Raw genomic sequence first — 19,747 nt, 5'->3', positions numbered from 1 at the left:
TTTCCGCGTCAAAATCCTATCTCGGCGAAAGCCGCTCTGATCGCCAGCCTTGCAAGAGCCCATGGTCGAACAGCTTCGGGGGCTTGCTTTTGGGCAGAAAGCTGTGACAGTTCGACGAGCTCCTCTTTCCGGTATTTTGATCATGCGCGACGGTTTCATAGCACTCACGTTTGTGGCTCTCCTGGTGCAACCTTCTTTTGCACAAGGGACCAAGGACAAAGCCAATTTGACGAGCACCAGCATCGTGACCACCCCTACGAAGAAAACCCAAACGGCCCAGAGCGCCTCACGACCCACCGCCACCCGAAACCTGGCGCCGGGCAAGCTGCCGAGCGGGATGGCGGCTCAGGGGGTCTGGAGAGACGGCAAGTTGATCGCCGTGCCTCGGCAATGACGACCAAGCAACCGTGAAGGAACGGTGATCGCCTCCCGATGTTCTCGCTTGGGAGACATCTTATGAAACGATTAGTCCTGACCGCGTTTACGCTTCTTGTGACGGCAAGCACGTGGGCCCTCAGCGCTCGCGCCCAGGGGGTCAATGATCCATCGACCCCCGATCGAAATGTAATTATCGTCAATCCCTCGCAGCCCGCGCCGAGCACGGCTACGCGGAATATTCCGAGCCAGATTCAGCCGCCTCTGGTCAGTGGAGGGCGCGCGCGCCCCTATTACGGCAACAGAACGCGGACTAGTGGGTCGAGCAGGCGTTAGTCTGGCTACTGTACGTTGGGTGTCATTCCGCCGCCGGTGGGGAAGTTGCTGGATTTGAGCGCCATCCCACTGACGCGAAAGCGGACATTTCCCGCCAGATACAGATAGTCCGACGTCGTGCTGCTGACGGTCCGCACCTCGACATAGGTCAGTGTGATCGAACCCACGCTTGGGGTTACCTGGGTGATGTCGACAAACCGAGCTCCCGGGAAAAGCTTCTGGTCCAGGCCATAGAAGATCTTTTCCCGCTCCGACCACAGCACGAAGTGACCCCCGGTCTTCTGATCGACGGCTTCATATTGCGTATGGATCACTTGCGGGTATTCGATCTGGCCTGCTGTCGCAAAGTGAGTGCCTAAAAAGATCACCAGAACCAGGAAAGTAACGTTGCGGACCACTGGTCAATATCCTCGCGAGCTAAAGCACGAAGCTTGCCCGCGATTTGGCTTTCGTGCAATCGGCAAACGTATAGATTGAAGGGAATGGACGAGAAGTTTCCGGCCCTTGCTCGTTCTTCTCGCTCTGCCCTGGAGTTACAGCGTGCCAACCGCGCGACCTCACACCTTTCTAGCTCATGCCAGGCGGCTTGGGCAGCTGGCCGGAGTGGTCCTGACCGTTGCCGGTGCAATCGACTTCGGTCTCGCCAATCCGCCCTCGCGTTTTGCGCAGACCGAACCGGAGCCCTCGGTCAGCGACTATCTGCCACCAAGCGAGCCGGAAGTCAGCCGTGACGAGTGGCGTCAGCGTATCGAAGATGCGCGGCGACGAGCCAAGCAGCTCTCGCGCGAGCGGCGGGACCATCCAGAGCTCTATAAACCGGTCCCGGAGGATCCGGACCTTGTCGCGACCGAACGCCTCCTCAACGACGACAGCCTGCAGCGCGGCGACATCGTCTCGACCAAGAAGGGCATGTTCGTCTACCAGGGGCGACCGGATCAACCGCGCCGTGAGCAGGATTTCGTGCCGATCGCACCAAAAGCGACGCGCTGAAAAATTGACTGCAAGCCAGCAGGCTAACTCGCGCTCGAACGTCAGTACCGCCGCAAAATCTGATTGAACTTGGGATCGATCCCCTGCGTGGCCTCCAGAAGCAGCGACTTGCCTTGCGGCGTGGCCTGCAGGTAGGCTGCGATCAGGAGCTGCTCGTAGCGAGAGCGGTTGGCAAGCGCCGCGCGGACGTCCGATTGCGCCAGCAGCTTGATCTCTTCGTCGGCTGCTGCCGCATTCGATGTGACGGTTTGGAGCCGTGCGAAGGCAACGGCGATCGGCACCGCGCCGGCCAGGTAAGACATTTTCACTGCAGGCGTCGCCAGCTCACCCGCCTGCGTCTTCAGCGTGCCGAGCGTGAGCCAAAGCGCGGGCCGGATGGGCGATACTTTCAGGGCCGCAACAACGACGTCCTGGGCCGCCTTGTTCTCGGCGGCCCTGCTGTTCACATCGGCTGCAGGACGGTGAAGAAAATCCGCGGCTTTGGCCGCCGCATAATTCGCCAGCAAGTCGCCGTCGAATGAAAGGGGCGCCAGAACGCCCGAAGCGGCTACGTTGACCTTCTCGGGCGGAAACTCGCCCAAGAACAAATCGCTCGCCCGAAAGTTCGACCGCGTGAGATCGCCGTAAAACCCCAACGCTGCGTCAAGCAGCAACATCGCTGCGATGCAGGCGCCAATGATGCGAAGCAAGGTCATGCGGCTCATGATGAATTTCGATGCCCGTGTGGAAGGGCAGGAGTTGGCCAGCAACTCTGCAAAAGTCCTAAATTGCGAGCAGACTATCGCCCTGGATCGTGAGCAAGGTCAAGTTGCCGGTCGCGTAAGCGCCGGTGTCGATATTGATCCGGTTTGAGCGGATATCCGGGACGCTGACCGGGGTATGGCCGTGGACGACATATTTGCCGAAGCGTCTTTCGGACTCGAGGAATTCCTCGCGGATCCAGAGCAGATCCTCCTCCTTCTGACGTTCCAGGGCTACGCCCGGCTTGACGCCGGCGTGCACAAAGAAGAAGTCGCCACACGCGAAGGACGGGCGGAGCTGCTGAAGAAACGAAAGATGCTCCGGCGGAAGCGCCTGCCTCAACCCTTCGATCAATTCAATCTGCTGCTCCGGCGTCGGATTCATCGTCGGGTTGATGCCGTATGAAACAAGGGTCAGCAGGCCTCCGTAGCGACGCCATTCCTCCAGGCGCGCCGGGTCCTTGAGGACCTCGAGCAGGAACACCTCGTGATTGCCCTTGAGGCACACTGTCTCATGCGACTTCGAGCGCTCGATCAGGAGATCAATCACAGCGCGCGAGTCCGGGCCCCTGTCGACGTAGTCGCCAAGAAAGACCTGAATCGCTCGTTCGGGAGCGGAGCGGGCAAGGTCGGCGTCGATGACAGTTAAGAGCGACTGAAGCAGGTCGGCGCGTCCATGCACATCGCCGATGGCATAGATCCTCACGCCGTCGGGGAGCCGCGGCTTGACGTTCTTACGAAAACGCTTGGAAAGGCCCATCAGCTGGTCGAATCGGGTCTGGCGTCATGAATGGAGGGCATGGTCGCTCATAGCAGAACAAGTTACGCATCGGTATTCTTAATTGTTTCTGACGGAGTCGCAGCGGTTTTGATTAAAGGATCGCTCGGCTTTTGAGCCGGATTTCAAGACGTGTCCCGTAGCGTTTCCCCAACAAGAAATGGGGAGCGCGACATGCGCAAGAGTTTAAAGTTCCTGGCGATTGCCGCCGCTCTGTTAGCTGGGGCGGCTCAACACAAGGCCGAGGCCGCCTTTGTCGGTGCGCCGTCGGCGTTGCGCGGCGCCATCCAGTACATCAAGTTCGACCAGCCGACCCTAGCGCCGATGGCTTTCACGCTCTTTTGCCTGAAGTACGAGGGCGAGTGTAAGCCGCGACCGCAGCAAATCGTGTTCAGGGGCGGACGTCTCAAGCTCACGGCCGAGCGCATGGCCCAGCTTCAGGAGGTCAATCGGCGGGTCAACAGCGCGATCCGACCCGAGCCCAATTTGGAGGGGCTGCGCGGCGAGAAGTGGCTGCTGCATCCCACCAGCGGCGACTGCAACGACTATGCCGTAACAAAACGCCACGATCTGATTGCCAAGGGCTTCCCGGCGCGATCGGTGTTGCTCAGCGAGGTCGTGACGAGCTGGGGTGAGCATCACCTCGTGGTCGTGGTGCGCACGTTCTCCGGCGATCTCGTGCTGGATAACCTCACCGGGCACATCCTGCCGTGGTCGAAGAAGTCCTACCGGTGGGTCCGCATCCAAATGCCCAAGAACCCGACCTACTGGGCGTCACTGGCTGATCGCGACGTCTAACGACGAACGACTAATGACCCGTGCCTCGTGAGGACTGGGTGACGCTTTGGGACAATCCGAGTCCCACGATCGTTGACAGGCAAAGGATTGCTGCAGGATGCAGCAGTCCTGAACCGGCGAAGCTCTCAACCAACGCGAAGACAAGGCAGGCCGCGGCCGCCGCAGGGAAGAACGAGTCGCGGCCGCGCTGCAAAGCCCCCAAAAACAAGCGGCCCAAAGCCATCATGCCCGCCAGCAGCGCGGCGGAAAAACCGACCCATCCGGTATCCGCGAAGATGGCAAAAGCCGTCGAGGGCGCCATCAAAGCCGCGCCGGCATCGCTTTGGTAGATCCTGCCAACGGCAGAAAAGGTGCCTGCCCCCGCACCGAACCACCTGGTGTCGGCCAACATTCGCTCCAGCGCGGCTCTGGTTTCGGCCCCCACATCCGCGACAAGCCGCAAAAGAATCGGCCCTGCATTCTTTTCGAACAAGAAGCTCAGGACAATGATCGCTCCGACCAGCGCGGCTAAGGACAGCGCGCCTGCGGCCAACGGCGATAAGTCGATCCTTCGAATGACAAGGATCAGCAAGATCAAGACGAGGCCAAAGGCCGCGGCGATCGCGCTGTTCGTCCCCGACAAGCCAAAAACCGCAACCGCGCTGGCCAGAGCGCCCCCAAGGCCGCAAAGGCCGATGGCGACCGACCGAACGACCGAGTGGCGCGTTTCGGCCCGCTCGGCGGCCAGCTGCATGACGGCTATATTAAGCATGACGCCAAGACCGGCCATCGTTGTCGCCAGGTCGGAAGGAACGGCGGTTGCAAGGGCGGATGAGAACGGACGCAAATCCAAGGTCAGAGCCGACACCGCTGTTACCCCGCTCAGCACGAACAGCACCAGTTCGGCACGGCTGCGGTCACGGACCACGACGATGGTCACGCTGAGCAACGAGATCGCTGCGAGGGCTTGAAACAGCGCATTCAGGGTGAGGCCGAGATCCGCCGTCACTGGCCCAAGCGACAGGCCAGCCAGAGCATCGTGGCTGCTCGCCCAGATCGGATGCGCCCAACTCAGCCACAGCGGCACCAGCTGAGCCGCGATACAAAGGGGAATGCCGATCAGGATCCAACGGCCCCAGACCGTGGCACGCAGATAGTGCTCGTAGTCGGCCTTTCGTGCGCTGAAGACCGCTGCAAATAGCCCCAGGGCCGTAGCCGTCATCCCGAGCTGTACGCCGAATTTGGCGCCGGCAATGTCGAGAGCGGATGCAGAAACAAGGCAAACGATGAGGGCAAAATAAGCGAAGGACAAACGTGCGCCTGGAAGGAATCCTGAAAGGGTCAGGCCACCATACAAGCCGGAGGCTGGTTTTCAAACAGAGCTCTGCAGCCAACAGCTCCCAGCCCCACCTCACATCAACGGAGCGTCGCCTGCGGGGGGTCAGGCGGCCACAGAGGTCAGCGGGCGGTCTTGAGCGGCCGGGCAAACACGCGAGCGGCACGACCAGCGGCGAGAGCAAAGCGGGTGGCCGAGCCAAAGAGATAACCGGCTTGGAGCGCGATGGCCGCGAACACGACGCCCTTCAGGCCGTCAAGAAAGCCCAGATTGGCGATCCAGCCGACCGGGATCGCAGCGAGCAGCATGACGAAGGTCAGCGGCAGGAGCACCAGGACGCGAAAACGCTGGCCCAGAACTGCGCCCACCAGAAAGCTGAAGATCAAAAGCTCGGTCATCCGAAACACTCCGTGCTCCGGACCTTAGGTTCCGCACCCTAAAAAGACCCTTAAGTCGTATGGCTAAATTTTGTCTATTGGCCGCAACTTGCCTGCAGCGAGTTATAGGCTTCGCGGAGCCCGTTCAGGGCCACCACGCCTTTGATCTCGCTGTCGCTTTCCTTCACCACCACGGAAAGCGAGGGCGTCGTCTGCCACTTTCCGGCGGCAAAGGCTGAGACCTCGTCCGGTAACAGGACTGCGGCCCCGGCCGCTGCCATGCTGGCTTCGACCGTCACGGTGCCCCCCGTAGCGGAGGCGATCGTGACCTTGGGGCGGCTCCGTGGCGGGAAGGGGCGGATCAAGGCCACCAACACGTCGATCTTGCCTTTGGGAGCGCAGCGGACGATCAGGCCGGCGAACTCCGGGTCAGACTGCATCGTCTCGGCTGTCTTGGAAATGGAAGCGAAGCTCTCGCCCTCTTTGGGGCCTTGGGTGCGGGCGAATTTCCAAATCGAGGAGGATGGGCCTGCGATCTCAATAAAGGGGCGCCCCGGGGGGTCGTATCCCGGTCCGGCGAGCAACCATCCTGTCAGCGCAAGGGAAAGAATCGACAAGAGCAACGCCGGAACTCCTCATGAGACGGCCGGAGCAATACCAGACATACGCGGGTGTGAGAACGCCTCGCCCATCGGTTGAGCGGTTGCCTACCGATCAGGCACACGAATTACAACAAACAGTCACAAAGGGTTAGCGGGGTTCCGAAGTAGTGGCGCGGGCGCAACACCGGCGGATTCATTGCGCCATTAACCATCGGTTTCGGCCTGGAACCCTTGTCGCGCCGTCCGCTAGCCCGTACCACTTTGAGGTAATTGGGACGATTGGGGCCGCGTTGATGCATTCCTTTGCTAAGACCTATTTATTCAAGCCCGTGTTTTTGGCCGTGGCACTGGCGCTTGGCGCCTGCTCCACCAATCCAGGCTCCGGACCGTTAACGGATGACGTTAACAACAAGATCCAGACTGAGAATGCACCGGCCTATGAGCTGGTGCCGCTCAATCCAGCCACGGTGAAGATCCTGCACACCCATGAGCCCAAGGGGCTGGCCGGGGTGTTCACGGACCGGCGTCCGCCTGCCAGCATCGTGTTCGGCATCGGCGACGTTGTTGCGGTTACCATCTTCGAAGCCGCGGCGGGCGGCCTGTTTATCCCGGCGGAAGCCGGCGTCCGTCCGGGCAACTTCGTCACCATTCCGGATCAGTCGGTCGACAACGACGGCTTCATCACGGTGCCCTACGCCGGCCAGGTCAAGGCGGCCGGTCTCACGGCCGTACAAATTCAGCGCGCTATCGTTGAGAAGATCTCCAACCGCGCCATTGAGCCTCAGGTCGTGGTGGCGATGTCCTCGCAGCGGACCCAGCTCATCAGCGTGCTCGGCGAGGTCAACGCGCCGGCGCGTTATCCGGCGAGTGCGGCAGGTGCGAAGGACAAGGTGCTCGACGCGATCACCCGCGCTGGCGGCATCAAGGGCCAGGGCTTCGAGACCTGGGTCATGCTGGAGCGTGCCGGCAAGCGGGCGACCGTGCCGTTCGAGAATCTGGTCATGAGCCCGGAGAACAATATCTATGTTCGTCCGGACGACAGCGTCTACGTCTATCGCGAGCAGCAGAAGTTCCTGGCGTTCGGTGCCAGCGGACAGAGCGGCGAGTTCAACTTCGACGCCTGGCGCATCAACCTCGGCGAAGCCGTGGGCAAGGCCGGTGGTCTCCTCGATGGTCAAGCCGATCCGGCTGCGGTGTATCTCTATCGCCGCGAGCCGCGTGAGGTTGCTGCCCAGCTTGGCATCGACGTCAGCAAGTACACCTCTGAGACGATCCCGGTCATCTTCAACGTGAACTTCCGCGATCCGGGTGGCTTCTTCCTCGCCACCAAGGTCATGATGAAGAATGGCGACGTGCTCTATGTCTCGAACTCGCGCAACGTCGAAACTGCCAAGTTCCTGCAGTTCCTGCGAGTGATCATGGCGACCGGCAGCGATGCCGTGAACCTCTCCAACGACGCCCTGATCTTCCGCAACAACATCAAGCTGGCGCCGTAAGGCGGGGCCAACCTGATCCACGAAACGATGGCACCGGGGCTTTGTCCCGGTGCCATTTCGTTTAGCGAAGGCGACGCAGTTCGGGTTATGGATCAAGGCACCACTGAGCAAGGCGCGCCGGTCATCGGTCACCCCGCAGTGTTGCGAGGGGCGTCATGCGCTTTCGACGACGAGCATTCTGGTGTTTTCTGACCCTCATCATCGGGGGTCCTGTTTTGCTCGAGCAGGCTGCCGCTGCGGCGGGGAAGTTCGGAGTACGCCACCGGATCGATGTCGTGGTCTCTGCCGAGCCCGACGCGCCGATCTTTCAGCGCCTTCGGGGTGCCAAGGGAGAAGTTTCATTCACAGTGCGCCTGTCGGCGAATTCCAAGGAGAGCCGGTTCTTCGGGATGCTGCACCCCTCCTTCTCGGATATCGTTGTGCCTGAAGGAGCGGGCAAACCTCTCGTCCCACAAACAAAGCTATGGGAGGAGGAGGTCTGCCATCAGCGGCGGGGCTTGCCCAAGGTGACGGTCACTCGACTCGCCGGGCATTTCGGCGAGGAGGGGGGGCGTATCGAGATATCCGGCATTAATCGCCACATAGGCAATCTGGTGCCACCCGACGAATTAACCCCTGGAATAAAGCTCGATCAGGGGAGTGATAACCTTGGGCTGTTCTACGGTTTTCGGGCGCAGACCCGGATCAGCCGCTTGAATGTGGATCTGAAGATCTATCCGATCGATTGCTTCCTCTAGAGCTAGAGCCAAGGCCGGCGAACCGACGATGCGCTTTCCGCTTCCCCGTATAAGTTGGTCGTGGAGCTGGCCTGCGACCTTCATCCTGTTCTTCGTCGCCGCCGGCGCGCCGTTCCCGTTCGGCTCGACCAACGACCTCTCGATCGGGTTCTGGTGCCTCTGCCTGGGCCTCGCCTTGATCGTGGCGCCGACGCGCGACTTGCGCCGGCCCCATTTCTGGATGATCGCGGGCATCGGGCTGATCGTGGCCGGATACGCCTTCGTGCTGCATGAGCAGCTGTCCGACCATCCCTGGATCGCGCCGTTCAATCCGATCTGGAAGCAGGCGTCCGAACTCCTGGGCGTGCCGATTGCGCCGTCGGCATCCATCGTCAAGAACGAGGCGTTCTTCGCATTGGGTGCGCCACTCGCCAACATTCTGGCGATCCTCCTCGGCATTACCGTCGGCGCCGAGCGTGAGCGCGCCCGACGTCTGGTTTGGGTCATCGCCGTCTCCGGCAGCCTTTACGCGCTTTACGGCGTCGCCTCGTTCCTGATCGAGCCCACCATGATCCTGTGGCGGGACAAGACGGCCTATATGGGCAGCGTCACCGGCACCTTCATCAATCGCAACACGGCCGCCGCCTATTTCGGGTCCTGCGCGGTGATCTGGATGCTCTTGATCCTGGAGGATGTCCGCCGGCGCTTGCCCGAGCGGCACATCGAGTGGAAGCGCGTGTCGCGCGACGTGGCCGAGATCCCGCCGCGCCAGATCCTGCCGCATCTCGGAGCGCTGTTGATTTGCCTGATGGCGATGTTCATGACCGGCTCGCGCGCCGGCGTCAGCCTGTCGCTGCTCGCGATGATCGTCTCCTTCACCGTGTTCCTGCGCAAGGACCTGCCGCCGCGGACCGGAATCTGGATCTCGCTCGGCTCAGGCCTGGTGGTGGCGCTCGGCCTGATGCAGCTGCTCGGCAGCCGCGTCTCCAGCCGGTTCGACAGCCAGGGCCTGGTCGACGAGGGCCGCATCGAGGCCTGGAAATCGACGCTCAAGATCATCGCCGACAATCCCTGGTTCGGGACCGGCATGGGCACCTTCCAATGGGCCTTCCCGCCCTACCGCAGCCCCAACATCTCGATTCGCGGAATCTGGGATATCGCCCATTCCACGCCGCTGGAGCTCGCCTCCGACGTCGGCATTCCCATGGCGCTTTTGGTGGCGGTTGCATGGGCGGTCATGTTCGTGATCCTGGGCCGCGGCGTGTTCGCCCGGCGGCGCGACGCCATCATCCCGCTGGCGGCGGCGGCGACCGCGAGCCTGTCGCTGCTGCATTCCTGCCTGGATTTCACGCTCCAGATCCCCGGCTATTCCATTCCGTTCTTTGCGCTTTTCGGCGCGGGGCTGGCGCAATCGTTCCGCATCCGCGAGCCGGCGCGGGCGCAAGGCGAGGCGATCGCCGCATCGGACCAGAAGGGGCGCCGGACGCCGCCTGCGCGAGGCCTGCGCCGCGCCCGCGAGCTTCACAAAACTGTCTAGTTTTGAAGCAGTTGCGCCGTTTACGAAGTCTTTAGAATAAGTGGACAGCGGTTTACTCTTCCGCTAGGTTCCGGCACTACACAGCCACTTGCCCGGGCCGAGACGTCAAGTGGGCAGACGTTTTTTGGAGGTTTATTATGAGCGTTATCAAGATTGCGCTTCGCATGGCTGCGGCCGCGGCCCTGGCCGCGACGATTTCGAGCGCCGCGAGCGCCGCCGTCTATCCGCCGCAGCGCCAGCTGCCGGCCACGGTCATTTCCGAGTTCAAGGCGACACCAGGCACGCTGTTGACGCAATTTCCGGCCGGTGCGCAGCTGATCTCGCGCGTGCGCGATCTCGGCGCGTCTGATCCGACCACGGTTCCGGCCCTGATCGCCCTGCTCAAGGATCCCGCGACCACCAAGGATCAGATCCGCGCGATCACCGCTGGCCTGGCCCAGCTCGCCCGCATGGCCGCGGCGAGCGACCAGGCTTTCGCCGCTGAGATCCAGGCGGCGATCGCAGGCACCAACAACCCGGACGTGATCGCAGCCTACCAGGCCGCAACCGGCGACGTCGCGATCGCGGCGGCCGGCGGTGGCGCGGGCGGCGGCGGCTCCGGAGCGGGCGGGCCTACGGGAGCGGGCGGTTTTGCGAACGGCGGACAGGGCGGGACCACCAGCACGTTCGGCGGCCTGCACTACGCGAACCAGGTCAATGGCGGCGCCGCCTCGGGCGGCGTGGCCGGCACCACCAACGCTGCCAATCGCATCAGCACGCGCTGACCGTATTTGCCCGGAGGCCGAAAGCCTCCTGGCCGCCTTATTCGCGATCCAGTCAAAGCGGCGCTTCATCGCGCCGTTTTGCATTTCGGCCGTTAAGCTTCATGTGAATTGACAGGGGCTTGGCGCATTGCGCTGCATCAAACCGGTTCTGGTTGCATTGAGGCCGTGCTATTCTGGCGTGCGGTCTCTTTCTTGTGCGAGCGCTTTGCGAAACGCTGCGCCCGCGATGTCGGACTTCCAATCCCAGTGTATTTAACGGATTGCTTTTGGGAATTGCACAATGCTGCAGGTGAATAAGCCTTCGTCGGAGATCAACCGCGACTACGCCGAGGCCGAACATTCGCCGACGCAAACGCTCACCTCCTATGTCGAGATTATCAGGCGGCAATCCCCGACCATCGTCGTCATCGTCTCGGCCTGCGTGATCCTGGCGCTGCTCTATCTCTTCACCGCCGCGCCGCAATTCACCTCCACCGCCTCAATGGTGATCGACACCCGCAAGGTGCAGCTGTTCCAGCAGCAATCGATCCTCGGCGACATCGCGGTGGATTCCGCAACCGTGGAAACGCAGGTCGAGATCCTGAAATCCGAGAATATCAGCCTCGCCGTGATCCGCGACCTGCACCTGATCGAGGATCCCGAGTTCTCCGGCTCCGGCGGAGGCGTGCTCGGCGCTATCGTCGATTTCGTTGGCGACCTGTTCTCCGATGGGCGTCCCGCGTCTGAATTTGAGCAGACCCGCAAGGCACTGGAACGATTCGAGAAGAACCGCACCATCAAGCGGCTTGGCCTCACCTATGTGATGGAGATCGGCTACACCTCGAAGGACCCGCGTAAAGCCGCCAAGATCGCGAACTCGATCGCTGACGCCTACATTGTCGACCAGCTCGAGGCGAAATACCAGGCGACCCGCCGCGCCAGCGTCTGGCTCCAGGACCGCATCAAGGAGCTGCGCACCCAGGCTTCTGCGGCGCAAAGGGCGGTGGTGGACTTCAAGACCGCCAACAACATCGTCGACACCGGCGGCCGGCTGATGAACGAGCAGCAGCTGGCCGAGGTGAATAGTCAACTGATTATGGCGCATGCCGCCACCGCTGAGGCCAGGGCGCGGCTTGACCGCATGAACGACATCCAGAAGCTGGACGTTCCCGACGCCAATGTCGCCGACGCGCTGAAGAACGACACCATCGTCAAGCTGCGCGCGCAATATGTCGACATGGCCTCTAAGGAGTCGATCTGGGCGACGAAGTACGGCCATGATCACTTGGCCGCCGTCAACCTGCGTAGCCAGATGGCGGAGATAAAGAAGAATATCGCTGCGGAGCTGAAGCGTATCCAGGAGTCGTACAAGAGCGACTACGACATCGCCGTCACTCGCGAAGAAAGCATCAAAGCGAGTCTTGCGACAGCTGTGTCGGAATCTCAGCTCACCAACCAGGCCCAGGTGCAGTTGCGCGAGCTCGAGAGCAACGCGCAGTCCTACCAGGCGATGTATGACAATTTCCTTCAGCGCTACATGGAGAGCGTGCAGCAGCAGTCGTTCCCGATCACCGAGGCTCGGGTGATCAGCGTTGCCACGACCCCGCTGATCAAGAGCTATCCGAAGACGCTGATCATCCTGGGCGCGAGTCTGCTTGGCGGGCTGCTGCTGAGCTTCGGCGCGGCGATGGCGCGCGAGCTCGCGGACAAGGTGTTCCGCACCACAGGCCAAGTCGAGGATGTGCTGGGTGCAAACTGCATCGCGATCCTGCCGGCGCTCGGCGTGACCGCTAGCGCCGGACTGCGCGAAAAAATGCGGGGTAATAAGCTCGCCCGCAAAGGCAATCCGCAGTCCGATCTGTTGCGCTATGTCGTCGAGCATCCCCTGTCGCGCTTTGCGGAAGCCGTCCGCTCGGTGAAGGTAGCTATCGACCTCAACTCGATCGTGCGCGAGAACCGCGTGCTGGCGACCACCTCGACCCTGCCGAACGAGGGCAAGAGCACGCTGTCGACCAACCTCGCCCAGCTGATGGCGCATGGCGGCGCCCGGGTCATCCTGGTCGACGCCGATTTGCGCAACCCCTCGCTGTCGCGCGCGCTGGTGCCCGATGCGAAGATCGGCCTCGTCGACGTAGTCGCCCAGAAGGCCCGGCTCGAGGATGCGATGGTCGTCGATCCCGAGACAAAGCTCTCCATCCTGCCGGCGGGCGCCACCTCGAAGCTGCTGCACACCAACGAGGTGCTGGCCTCGAAGGCGATGCACGCGCTCGTGACCCAGCTGCGCTCGCAATTTGACTACGTGGTGCTGGACATGCCGCCGATGGCCCCAGTGGTGGACGTGCGCGTCACCTCGTCCTTCGTCGATTCATACGTGTTTGTGGTCGAGTGGGGCAGGACCAAGATCGATGTCGTTCGCCACAATCTCCGCGGCTCACCGGAAATCCAAGACAAGCTTCTTGGGGTCGTCCTCAACAAGGCGGACACAAAACTACTAGCGCGTTATGAATCCTACCATGGTCGCTACTACTACCAGAAATATTACGCGCGGTACGGGTATGTGGAGTAGCGCAAGGCCTCTGCTCTGCGTGCTTGGGGCAGCTGGTCTCTGCTGGTCGCTAACGGTCTTGCCGATCTTCCGCTCCACCGCGCCGGCGCGGGAGGTAACTGAACGCATTATGGCTGATCGGCGGTTTAAATTCGGCGTGCTTGCAGACGTATTGGCGCGGATAGAATCCGAGCCCAAGAGGTCACTGACGCAAGCTACATTCGTCCGCGCAGAGGCGTTCGTTGGTCTTGGAGCCGCCGAGGGGGCGATGGCGCGCGGTTCTCCGGGTGAGGCTGATCGCGAGATGGCCGCTGCCGATGACAGAGTGCGTTCATCTTTGTCCGTAAACCCGGGAGACTCATTTCTCTGGGTGATGCTTTACTCTTTGGCTACGGCGCGTGAGGGGATCGGACCCGAGAACCTCGCCTATCTCGATCAATCATATGCGACAGGTCCACGTGAAGGCTGGATTTCCTTGCGACGAAATCGGCTTACGCTTGCTGCCTTCTCGATGCTCGACGAGCTTCAGAAAAGCAGGGCCGTAGCGGAGTTCGCGAGCATTGTTGACTCCGATTTTACTGAAGATGCAGGACTGAATCTGACCGGGGTCGGTTGGCAATACCGCGCGCGGCTTGTGAACGGGCTGGGTTCTGTAGACATTATTTCGCGTCAGGCCTTGTCGAAGTGGTTGTCCAGTAACGGCTATAGGATGCAGATACCTGGCATCGAGTTGGAAGATAGGCCATGGTAATGACAGGTATTTATTTTCTTAGAGCGTTGCTGCCAGCCTGCGGAATCTGTGCAATCCTTAGCACCATTTTTCCGGCTGATGCTCAGACGGCAGCGAGCTCGGCCGCCCCGGGGACGGCCAGCTCCTCATTTACCGTCCAAGGCCCTGCCGAATCTTCCCCAAACATTCCGAGCGGAAGCGTACGTGATCCGCTTGGTAGACTATGTTATGAGACTTACGCCGTAGCGCGGGCTCATATTGTCGACCCAAGCGTCTACGATCACATTATCAGCCTGAAGAATAACTGTACCAAGCCGCTGAAATTGAAAGCTTGCTATTTTAATTCGGATAGATGCACGCCGGTTGACCTGCGACCGTACACGCACACCGAAGTGATTATTGGAACGATGAAGAACGTGAGATTCTTCAGGTATGTTATACGCTGAGCGCGCAGCGGTTTGCGACTATCGCAACGCATAGCTCAGCGAACTCGGTCCGGCTGATCTCTGCGGCCCTCTCGAATTCGCGTTTCGCCTCGATGGACGCGCGAACGAGCAGATCGAGATCGTTCCAGAATCTGAGAAGCTCTTCTGTCAACCGGCTCCTGATATTCTGGTCAATATGGACGACCGTCCCAACTCGCTCGAGCATCTCTGGAATGTAGCCGGCACTCGTGGAGATCACTGGGACACCGTGGCTCATGGCTTCGTAGATTACGAGTGGTTGAGCTTCGTACCGGTATGTGGTGGGAAATAAGAAGACATGCACGTATCTGAAGAAGCGCTCCTTTCCTACTCTATCGACCGGTCCCCAGACCTCCAGAGATTCGCCCAAAATGCGGGACGCGCGGGTGACGCATTCTTCTGACGCGGCTCCTAACAATGGGCCAGCAAGGACTAATTTCGCATTCGCGCCCCTCGCTCGTGCGTCGATTACCGTTTCGATTGCCAACTGGAGGCCTTTTTCCGAATTGAGGTTTGCGAGCAAGCCAACGACCAAGTCGTCGTGTATCGGCTTGGATTCCGATAGCGCAGAAGACGGAACGTGGCAGGCATTGCTGCTGACGAGCGTTCGCTCGGTGAGGCCATAGTGCTCTTTCAAGTCAAGCGCCATCTGGTCTGAAAGAACGACGTGAGTGGTTTGTTGGCCACATATCCGAGCAAGCAGAGCGAACACCGACAGACGCCGGATTGTGTGTGCCGATGAATGATGATGCAGCACAATTGCAAAGCCCGTCAGCCGTGCAATTAGAGCTAAGAAGAAATTGTAAACGATGCCGTGGCCTGCCTGAAAAGGCATGTATAGGGTTTTTGCGTGCCGATTACTGCGCTTGGCCAGTTCTACCGAGGCCCTCAAAACTCCAGACATCCGCTTAAAGTGATACATAACGCTCTTCGTCGCGTTACCTGGTGATGTATCTATGACGGAAAGCGAAACCGGTAGGCCTTGCAGGCTCTCAGCAACCGCGGCATTTACCGCCGCCTGACCGTGCATCGGGGGAGGAAGCGCGCCGACAACTACTACACTCGGCGTCTGGGGGCCTGACACAGCACTATTCCTTCGCGGCGCAGGAAAATAGCATGTCAGCTTGGACCGGCCGATCGGCTCCGTCGTGAGCGACGTTGAATACGCCCACTAGTTGATAGCTCATCGCATGAAGATAGCTGATCACTTCGGACGCCAGGGGCTGTCCTTTATAGAGTTCAATGAAAGAGAGCTCCGCATAGATGAGCTGAACGCGTGGAAACAATTCCTCGCTCCCTTTGAGCACCTGAAGTTCAAAACCTTGCGTGTCGATTTTCAGCAAACATGCTTTTGGACATCGGTCAGGAGCGATAAAGCTGGAGAGTCTGCCCGTCTTGATCGTAAGCGTTGAAGCAACTCTGGAACCGTATAGGCGCTGGTGCTCCTCGCCCAGCGGAAGCAGAGAAGATGAGTCATCTTCGCTGGTTACGTTGATCGTCGAATTCCCAGTTGCCGTCGATACTGCAGCTTCAAACAGCGTAAACCGCTCGTCACCAGCCATCACCGACCTGCAAATCGCAGCAGGGCCGGGTAAGGGTTCGAACGATGCTATACGAGCAGCGGGCCAGAGATGGCGAGCGACCAGGGCAAACTGACCGCGGTTCGCCCCAACATCGATTACCAAGTCCGGAGTGAGGTGACGTAAGGCAGGGGTATGCTCGACGCCCGCCAGCACTCCAGCGCGTAGTGCTCGTCGGAAAAGCGGAACCCGCAAAGCATAGCTGAGCTTTCGCGCGCGTAATGCAAATAGGTCGAAGCTCATCAACTATGATCCTGCAGCAAATGCCGCCTAAGGAACGATACTTGGGCCATCTTGTATATCTCCAGTCAATCGGATTGGCGAGCTGCGTCCAGCCCGCGCGTGAATTTCGTCGACGGCTTCCTGAATTTTGATCGGTAGGTCGGATCCGTGTGGGGGGCTCGCAGTGATGATGTCGTTGTTTCCAAATACGTAAGATCGATCGGTGCATACGCCAAAGTATGGTGCCGCGCGGTTCGAACTCAGGACATTGTTTCTGAATACGACGGATGAGCCCTTCGAGGGGCGGGTACAGCGGACAGCGGCTTCTCCATAATCGAGAAGATAATTTCGCTCGAACAGCAAGTCTGTCCCGTAATGGATATGAATACCCGCGTGCGAAACGTTCGTTACAACATTATTTCGAAACGTAAATCCAGCTGTTCCTGCATCCGCATAGATCCCATGGCCGCCATATGTACGGGCCTTGCCTTTAGAAATGAAGTTGCCTTCGACGAGCGAGTTGGCTTGACGCCCAAGCGTATAGATTCCACCTAGATCAGAGAGCAGTCCTTGTCCGAAGTTGGAGACTACGTTTCCGATAATCCTGTTGTCGTGACTCAAGCTTGGACCATACTCCCAAGTCCACCCCACCGAAATTCCCGTATAGTAGAGATCGCGGATCTCGTTTCGTTCTACCAAAACGTGGTCTGCCTGGCCAATCCATACGCCGACCGCGGCGAAGTGAATTCGACCGACGGAGGCAATAAGGTTATTGAGTATTCTCACGTCATGTGTTCGTGATGAGCTAGTCTCGCCTTCGCTCCATGGTGTGCCTACGGCTGGTCTGCGTTGTTCGGAGCCGATCGCGATACCCGTGCCGCCAAGATCTCGCAATTCGCCTTCATTGACTTCGATATCAAAACAATTTTCTCGAATGCGGATGCCGGTAGCGCCAGTATGAACCAGCGCGAAACGGCTGAATTTAATGGCATTCGCATTTTGTATCTCGATCGCACCCGGTAGGCCAACCTCCGCCTGCATGGCCGCCCAGCCTTCGTCAGGCAGGTGCCATGCCGTCGTCGAGAAATACAGATCTTCGAAATGAATATCGTGAACGCTTTGGGTCTTGCCCCCTTCGATGGATATCAATTTTGAAAGACGTGGAACAACGATTTCATCGGTGGGAAAGGCGTCGTTGCTGGCGGGACGGTACTTGATTTCGCGCTCGCGCATGTCGCACTGCCACGATCTTTCGGCAAGGGGTTCATCTCGATAATTTTCGATAAAGTACGGAAGTCCGGCGGTCATGTCGTGGTGGACTCCATGACCGGCGAACTTGCCCGAAAGCCGAAGAAGTCTCGATGACGGATCGTAGGACGTCGGCCGCATGCGGGACGCAGTCCATGCATCGAAGATTACAATCTCGCTGTCGATGAAACTTCTGGGTTGCGCTGGCAAATCTCCTTGGCGTGCAACGAAGCGATCATTGGGCGGCGGCGAATCTTTTGGAACGCTTTCGATTTTGAGCGTCCCGGTCGCCGGCAGGCGTGGCCGATAACGTCTTTCTCCTCCAACGAATAGTTGCCGCGGGCAACCTGCCGGCGAAAGCGAGAAGGGGTATTTGACTAACCAAACCCCATCGTGTCCAAGTTGCCAGCCTTTGAGGCGCAAGCCACCTTCGATGCGAGCTATCTCGCCGGGATAAGAGCGATAAATAATGGGGGTATCAGGTGAGCCGGAGTCTTCTGGTCCGAAAGCCAGCGGACCCTCCAATTCGTATCTACCGCCTCGAAGAAAAACGGTGATGGCTCTTGCTCGTACCTCAGTTTGATGGGCTTTCAATCCGCGTACGAGCGTGACCGCTTTTTGGATGGTCCGGAGCGGCCCATCTCTCCCCAGCGGATTGGGCTCTGGTCTCAGGCCATCTGCATCGTCACTCCCTTCGGGAGATACGAATATCTTGATGTCGTTCGATCGCTCATTGGCCTTGGTATGCTGCGAAAGGAGGCAGCTGCCAAGCAGTATTAATAAAGCTAAGTGCATCCTACGCATGTGGCAGCTAAGGAATTAGATGAGAACGCAATTCGGGGATGGCAGCAGCTAAGTTCGATGCGACCAATGCGGAAATGGCCTCGGCGCCCTTTCGATTCAGATGAGTATAGTCTTGTGTATAGTTTCGACGTGGATCATTCTCGGGAGCTTCAGCAGTAATCGGTGTCGATTTCGGAAGCCGAGGCTGCAGTGTGCTACCTGCCTCGGCTGCTTTCCTTTCGGGCTCGGATGGCGCTACTTGCGAGAATTCGGCAGAGGCAACCGCTCCGAGGCTCTGAAAGAGCAGCGCGCTGCTTCGGTTCAATTCGACGATCGGCGTGTTAAGCTCTCGTCCCACCTTCTCAACTTGTTCAGCCCAAGGCAGCAGAGTATTGTTGATCTGACCGGTCTTAAAGTGGCGGGTTGCTAATGGAGTTACCATTACTGGTGTAGCACCCAGCACGCGAAGCTCCTGGACGAATCGGTGCAGATTGCTCGGAAACTCACTCTTGAGATCGGTTCCAACTGCAGGGTCCATCGATTTATCGTTGTGGCCCATCTGAATCAGAACAAAAGTCTTTTGATACCCAGAAACCTGAACCTCACTTTTGACAATGTCCCAAAAGCGGTCCTCTCTGTAGGTTCGAGTGCTGCGACCGCCTCGAGCAAGATTGAGGCAGGCGACATCCTCCTTCACGTGGACCGCGCAGAATAGGCTACCCCATCCGGTTTGAGGCGCTACGGTTGAATCGCCAATCAGAATAATGCGCAAGGACTCCCTAGATCGTCCTGTTGGCTGATTCATAGCTACTGCACTGACTGATAGAACTGGCAGTGCTGCTAAAAGTATGAGGCCTCTGAGTGTACTATCCCTGGCAACCTTCTTCACCCTCATCCTCTGTCCTTCCGAAATTCCCAATCCTCGGATGCTGAAGGCGCGGCGCGGCGCTCTCTCCAGCGTTCTGGATGATCGCATAGGCTGCCAGCTCTCTGGGCAGGGTTGCCGAACATGATCGAGTCTGACGGAACTCGTCCTCTCACAACACTGCCGGCACCGATGATTACATTATCTCCAATTTCTGTCCCGGGCAGAATCACGGCGCTCATTCCGATGAATACATTGGCGCCGATTTTTATCTCTCGCTTTACAGCAATGTCAGTGGGGGGCGGTTCTCCGATCGCAACCAATGCTGTAGTCAATGAATAATCGTGAGTCAGGAGAATGACGTATTTAGAAATGACTGTCCGTTCGCCAAGAGTGATGTAGTTGAAGTCGTCGAATCTAGCTCTAAGAGAAATGTAGCGGGGGAAACCCGTCAGACGCATTCCGTAAGCGGAAAGCAGCGGGACGTACAGTTTCATGTATGTCCGC

At 59.3% G+C, this 19,747-nt stretch carries 20 protein-coding genes; 9 read left to right on the top strand and 11 right to left on the bottom strand.

Annotated elements, in window-relative coordinates:
- Window positions 1-61: 61 nt before the first annotated feature.
- Window positions 62-394, top strand: a complete 333-nt coding sequence (locus tag IVA93_RS29290) for a hypothetical protein (RefSeq protein WP_231188852.1) — start codon at window positions 62-64, stop codon at window positions 392-394.
- Between the two features lie 322 nt (window positions 395-716).
- Here IVA93_RS29290 and IVA93_RS29285 read toward each other — a convergent pair whose 3' ends face one another.
- Window positions 717-1,109 carry a hypothetical protein gene (locus IVA93_RS29285; protein ID WP_018456116.1) on the bottom strand — a complete coding sequence of 131 codons (393 nt, stop codon included), beginning with the start codon at window positions 1,107-1,109 and terminating at the stop codon, window positions 717-719.
- Between the two features lie 142 nt (window positions 1,110-1,251).
- Here IVA93_RS29285 and IVA93_RS29280 point away from each other — a divergent pair, with 142 nt between their 5' ends.
- A complete protein-coding gene (locus IVA93_RS29280) occupies window positions 1,252-1,701 on the top strand; it encodes a hypothetical protein (RefSeq protein WP_245288429.1) in 450 nt (149 codons plus the stop codon).
- Between the two features lie 41 nt (window positions 1,702-1,742).
- On the opposite strand, the gene IVA93_RS29275 is transcribed toward IVA93_RS29280, so the two are convergent.
- Entirely contained in the window at window positions 1,743-2,450 is a 708-nt protein-coding gene (locus tag IVA93_RS29275) for a hypothetical protein (protein ID WP_245288428.1), read from the bottom strand.
- 13 nt (window positions 2,451-2,463) lie between these two features.
- Window positions 2,464-3,201, bottom strand: a complete 738-nt coding sequence (locus IVA93_RS29270) for a metallophosphoesterase family protein (RefSeq protein WP_018456113.1) — start codon at window positions 3,199-3,201, stop codon at window positions 2,464-2,466.
- Window positions 3,202-3,393: 192 nt separating this feature from the next.
- On the opposite strand from IVA93_RS29270, the gene IVA93_RS29265 reads away from it, so the two are divergent.
- A complete protein-coding gene (locus IVA93_RS29265; protein ID WP_018456112.1) occupies window positions 3,394-4,017 on the top strand; it encodes a transglutaminase-like cysteine peptidase in 624 nt (207 codons plus the stop codon).
- 10 nt (window positions 4,018-4,027) lie between these two features.
- Here IVA93_RS29265 and IVA93_RS29260 read toward each other — a convergent pair whose 3' ends face one another.
- The 3 genes from IVA93_RS29260 to IVA93_RS29250 all read right to left on the bottom strand — a co-directional run bounded on the left by IVA93_RS29260 (window position 4,028) and on the right by IVA93_RS29250 (window position 6,326).
- Window positions 4,028-5,308 (bottom strand): hypothetical protein, encoded by a 1,281-nt coding sequence (locus IVA93_RS29260; protein WP_018456111.1) that lies wholly within the window; start codon window positions 5,306-5,308, stop codon window positions 4,028-4,030.
- Window positions 5,309-5,454: 146 nt separating this feature from the next.
- Window positions 5,455-5,730, bottom strand: coding sequence for a hypothetical protein (locus IVA93_RS29255; RefSeq protein WP_018456110.1), 276 nt, complete (start codon window positions 5,728-5,730; stop codon window positions 5,455-5,457).
- 74 nt (window positions 5,731-5,804) lie between these two features.
- The gene (locus tag IVA93_RS29250) at window positions 5,805-6,326 is read right to left on the bottom strand and encodes a hypothetical protein (protein WP_245288427.1); all 522 of its coding nucleotides are present in this window, start codon (window positions 6,324-6,326) and stop codon (window positions 5,805-5,807) included.
- Between the two features lie 278 nt (window positions 6,327-6,604).
- On the opposite strand from IVA93_RS29250, the gene IVA93_RS29245 reads away from it, so the two are divergent.
- The 6 genes from IVA93_RS29245 to IVA93_RS29220 all read left to right on the top strand — a co-directional run bounded on the left by IVA93_RS29245 (window position 6,605) and on the right by IVA93_RS29220 (window position 14,099).
- Window positions 6,605-7,807 carry a polysaccharide biosynthesis/export family protein gene (locus IVA93_RS29245; protein ID WP_018456108.1) on the top strand — a complete coding sequence of 401 codons (1,203 nt, stop codon included), beginning with the start codon at window positions 6,605-6,607 and terminating at the stop codon, window positions 7,805-7,807.
- A 155-nt stretch (window positions 7,808-7,962) separates the two neighbouring features.
- Entirely contained in the window at window positions 7,963-8,544 is a 582-nt protein-coding gene (locus IVA93_RS29240; protein WP_018456107.1) for a hypothetical protein, read from the top strand.
- Between the two features lie 28 nt (window positions 8,545-8,572).
- Complete coding sequence (locus IVA93_RS29235) at window positions 8,573-10,060, top strand: O-antigen ligase family protein (RefSeq protein WP_018456106.1); 1,488 nt, start codon at window positions 8,573-8,575, stop codon at window positions 10,058-10,060.
- 137 nt (window positions 10,061-10,197) lie between these two features.
- Entirely contained in the window at window positions 10,198-10,824 is a 627-nt protein-coding gene (locus IVA93_RS29230; RefSeq protein WP_018456105.1) for a hypothetical protein, read from the top strand.
- 280 nt (window positions 10,825-11,104) lie between these two features.
- Window positions 11,105-13,369: a succinoglycan biosynthesis protein ExoP gene (locus tag IVA93_RS29225; protein WP_018456104.1), complete on the top strand. Its 2,265-nt coding sequence runs from the start codon at window positions 11,105-11,107 to the stop codon at window positions 13,367-13,369.
- Between the two features lie 58 nt (window positions 13,370-13,427).
- Window positions 13,428-14,099, top strand: coding sequence for a hypothetical protein (locus IVA93_RS29220; RefSeq protein WP_051112994.1), 672 nt, complete (start codon window positions 13,428-13,430; stop codon window positions 14,097-14,099).
- Between the two features lie 414 nt (window positions 14,100-14,513).
- On the opposite strand, the gene IVA93_RS29215 is transcribed toward IVA93_RS29220, so the two are convergent.
- The 5 genes from IVA93_RS29215 to IVA93_RS29195 all read right to left on the bottom strand — a co-directional run bounded on the left by IVA93_RS29215 (window position 14,514) and on the right by IVA93_RS29195 (window position 19,737).
- The gene (locus tag IVA93_RS29215) at window positions 14,514-15,626 is read right to left on the bottom strand and encodes a glycosyltransferase family 4 protein (protein ID WP_247789291.1); all 1,113 of its coding nucleotides are present in this window, start codon (window positions 15,624-15,626) and stop codon (window positions 14,514-14,516) included.
- Between the two features lie 4 nt (window positions 15,627-15,630).
- Window positions 15,631-16,365 (bottom strand): FkbM family methyltransferase, encoded by a 735-nt coding sequence (locus IVA93_RS29210; protein WP_083926414.1) that lies wholly within the window; start codon window positions 16,363-16,365, stop codon window positions 15,631-15,633.
- Between the two features lie 27 nt (window positions 16,366-16,392).
- Window positions 16,393-18,396 carry a right-handed parallel beta-helix repeat-containing protein gene (locus tag IVA93_RS29205; protein ID WP_247542923.1) on the bottom strand — a complete coding sequence of 668 codons (2,004 nt, stop codon included), beginning with the start codon at window positions 18,394-18,396 and terminating at the stop codon, window positions 16,393-16,395.
- Window positions 18,397-18,403: 7 nt separating this feature from the next.
- A complete protein-coding gene (locus tag IVA93_RS29200) occupies window positions 18,404-19,180 on the bottom strand; it encodes an SGNH/GDSL hydrolase family protein (RefSeq protein ID WP_346659612.1) in 777 nt (258 codons plus the stop codon).
- 86 nt (window positions 19,181-19,266) lie between these two features.
- On the bottom strand, window positions 19,267-19,737 hold the full coding sequence (locus tag IVA93_RS29195; RefSeq protein WP_157642955.1) for an acyltransferase: 471 nt from the start codon (window positions 19,735-19,737) through the stop codon (window positions 19,267-19,269).
- Between the last annotated feature and the right edge of the window lie 10 nt (window positions 19,738-19,747).

It is taken from the genome of Bradyrhizobium sp. 155, from assembly GCF_023101105.1.
GTDB lineage: Bacteria > Pseudomonadota > Alphaproteobacteria > Rhizobiales > Xanthobacteraceae > Bradyrhizobium > Bradyrhizobium canariense_D.
This window is presented reverse-complemented; position numbering and strand designations above follow the sequence as displayed.

What these genes read in the sequence shown, in the direction of transcription:
- IVA93_RS29290 (WP_231188852.1), top strand. Translation starts at nt 62, where the DNA reads ATGGTCGAACAGCTTCGGGGGCTTGCTTTTGGGCAGAAAGCTGTGACA.
- IVA93_RS29270 (WP_018456113.1), bottom strand. Translation starts at nt 3,201, where the DNA reads ATGGGCCTTTCCAAGCGTTTTCGTAAGAACGTCAAGCCGCGGCTCCCC.
- IVA93_RS29265 (WP_018456112.1), top strand. Translation starts at nt 3,394, where the DNA reads ATGCGCAAGAGTTTAAAGTTCCTGGCGATTGCCGCCGCTCTGTTAGCT.
- IVA93_RS29255 (WP_018456110.1), bottom strand. Translation starts at nt 5,730, where the DNA reads ATGACCGAGCTTTTGATCTTCAGCTTTCTGGTGGGCGCAGTTCTGGGC.
- IVA93_RS29245 (WP_018456108.1), top strand. Translation starts at nt 6,605, where the DNA reads ATGCATTCCTTTGCTAAGACCTATTTATTCAAGCCCGTGTTTTTGGCC.
- IVA93_RS29240 (WP_018456107.1), top strand. Translation starts at nt 7,963, where the DNA reads ATGCGCTTTCGACGACGAGCATTCTGGTGTTTTCTGACCCTCATCATC.
- IVA93_RS29235 (WP_018456106.1), top strand. Translation starts at nt 8,573, where the DNA reads ATGCGCTTTCCGCTTCCCCGTATAAGTTGGTCGTGGAGCTGGCCTGCG.
- IVA93_RS29230 (WP_018456105.1), top strand. Translation starts at nt 10,198, where the DNA reads ATGAGCGTTATCAAGATTGCGCTTCGCATGGCTGCGGCCGCGGCCCTG.
- IVA93_RS29225 (WP_018456104.1), top strand. Translation starts at nt 11,105, where the DNA reads ATGCTGCAGGTGAATAAGCCTTCGTCGGAGATCAACCGCGACTACGCC.
- IVA93_RS29210 (WP_083926414.1), bottom strand. Translation starts at nt 16,365, where the DNA reads ATGAGCTTCGACCTATTTGCATTACGCGCGCGAAAGCTCAGCTATGCT.
- IVA93_RS29205 (WP_247542923.1), bottom strand. Translation starts at nt 18,396, where the DNA reads ATGCGTAGGATGCACTTAGCTTTATTAATACTGCTTGGCAGCTGCCTC.
- IVA93_RS29200 (WP_346659612.1), bottom strand. Translation starts at nt 19,180, where the DNA reads ATGAATCAGCCAACAGGACGATCTAGGGAGTCCTTGCGCATTATTCTG.
- IVA93_RS29195 (WP_157642955.1), bottom strand. Translation starts at nt 19,737, where the DNA reads ATGAAACTGTACGTCCCGCTGCTTTCCGCTTACGGAATGCGTCTGACG.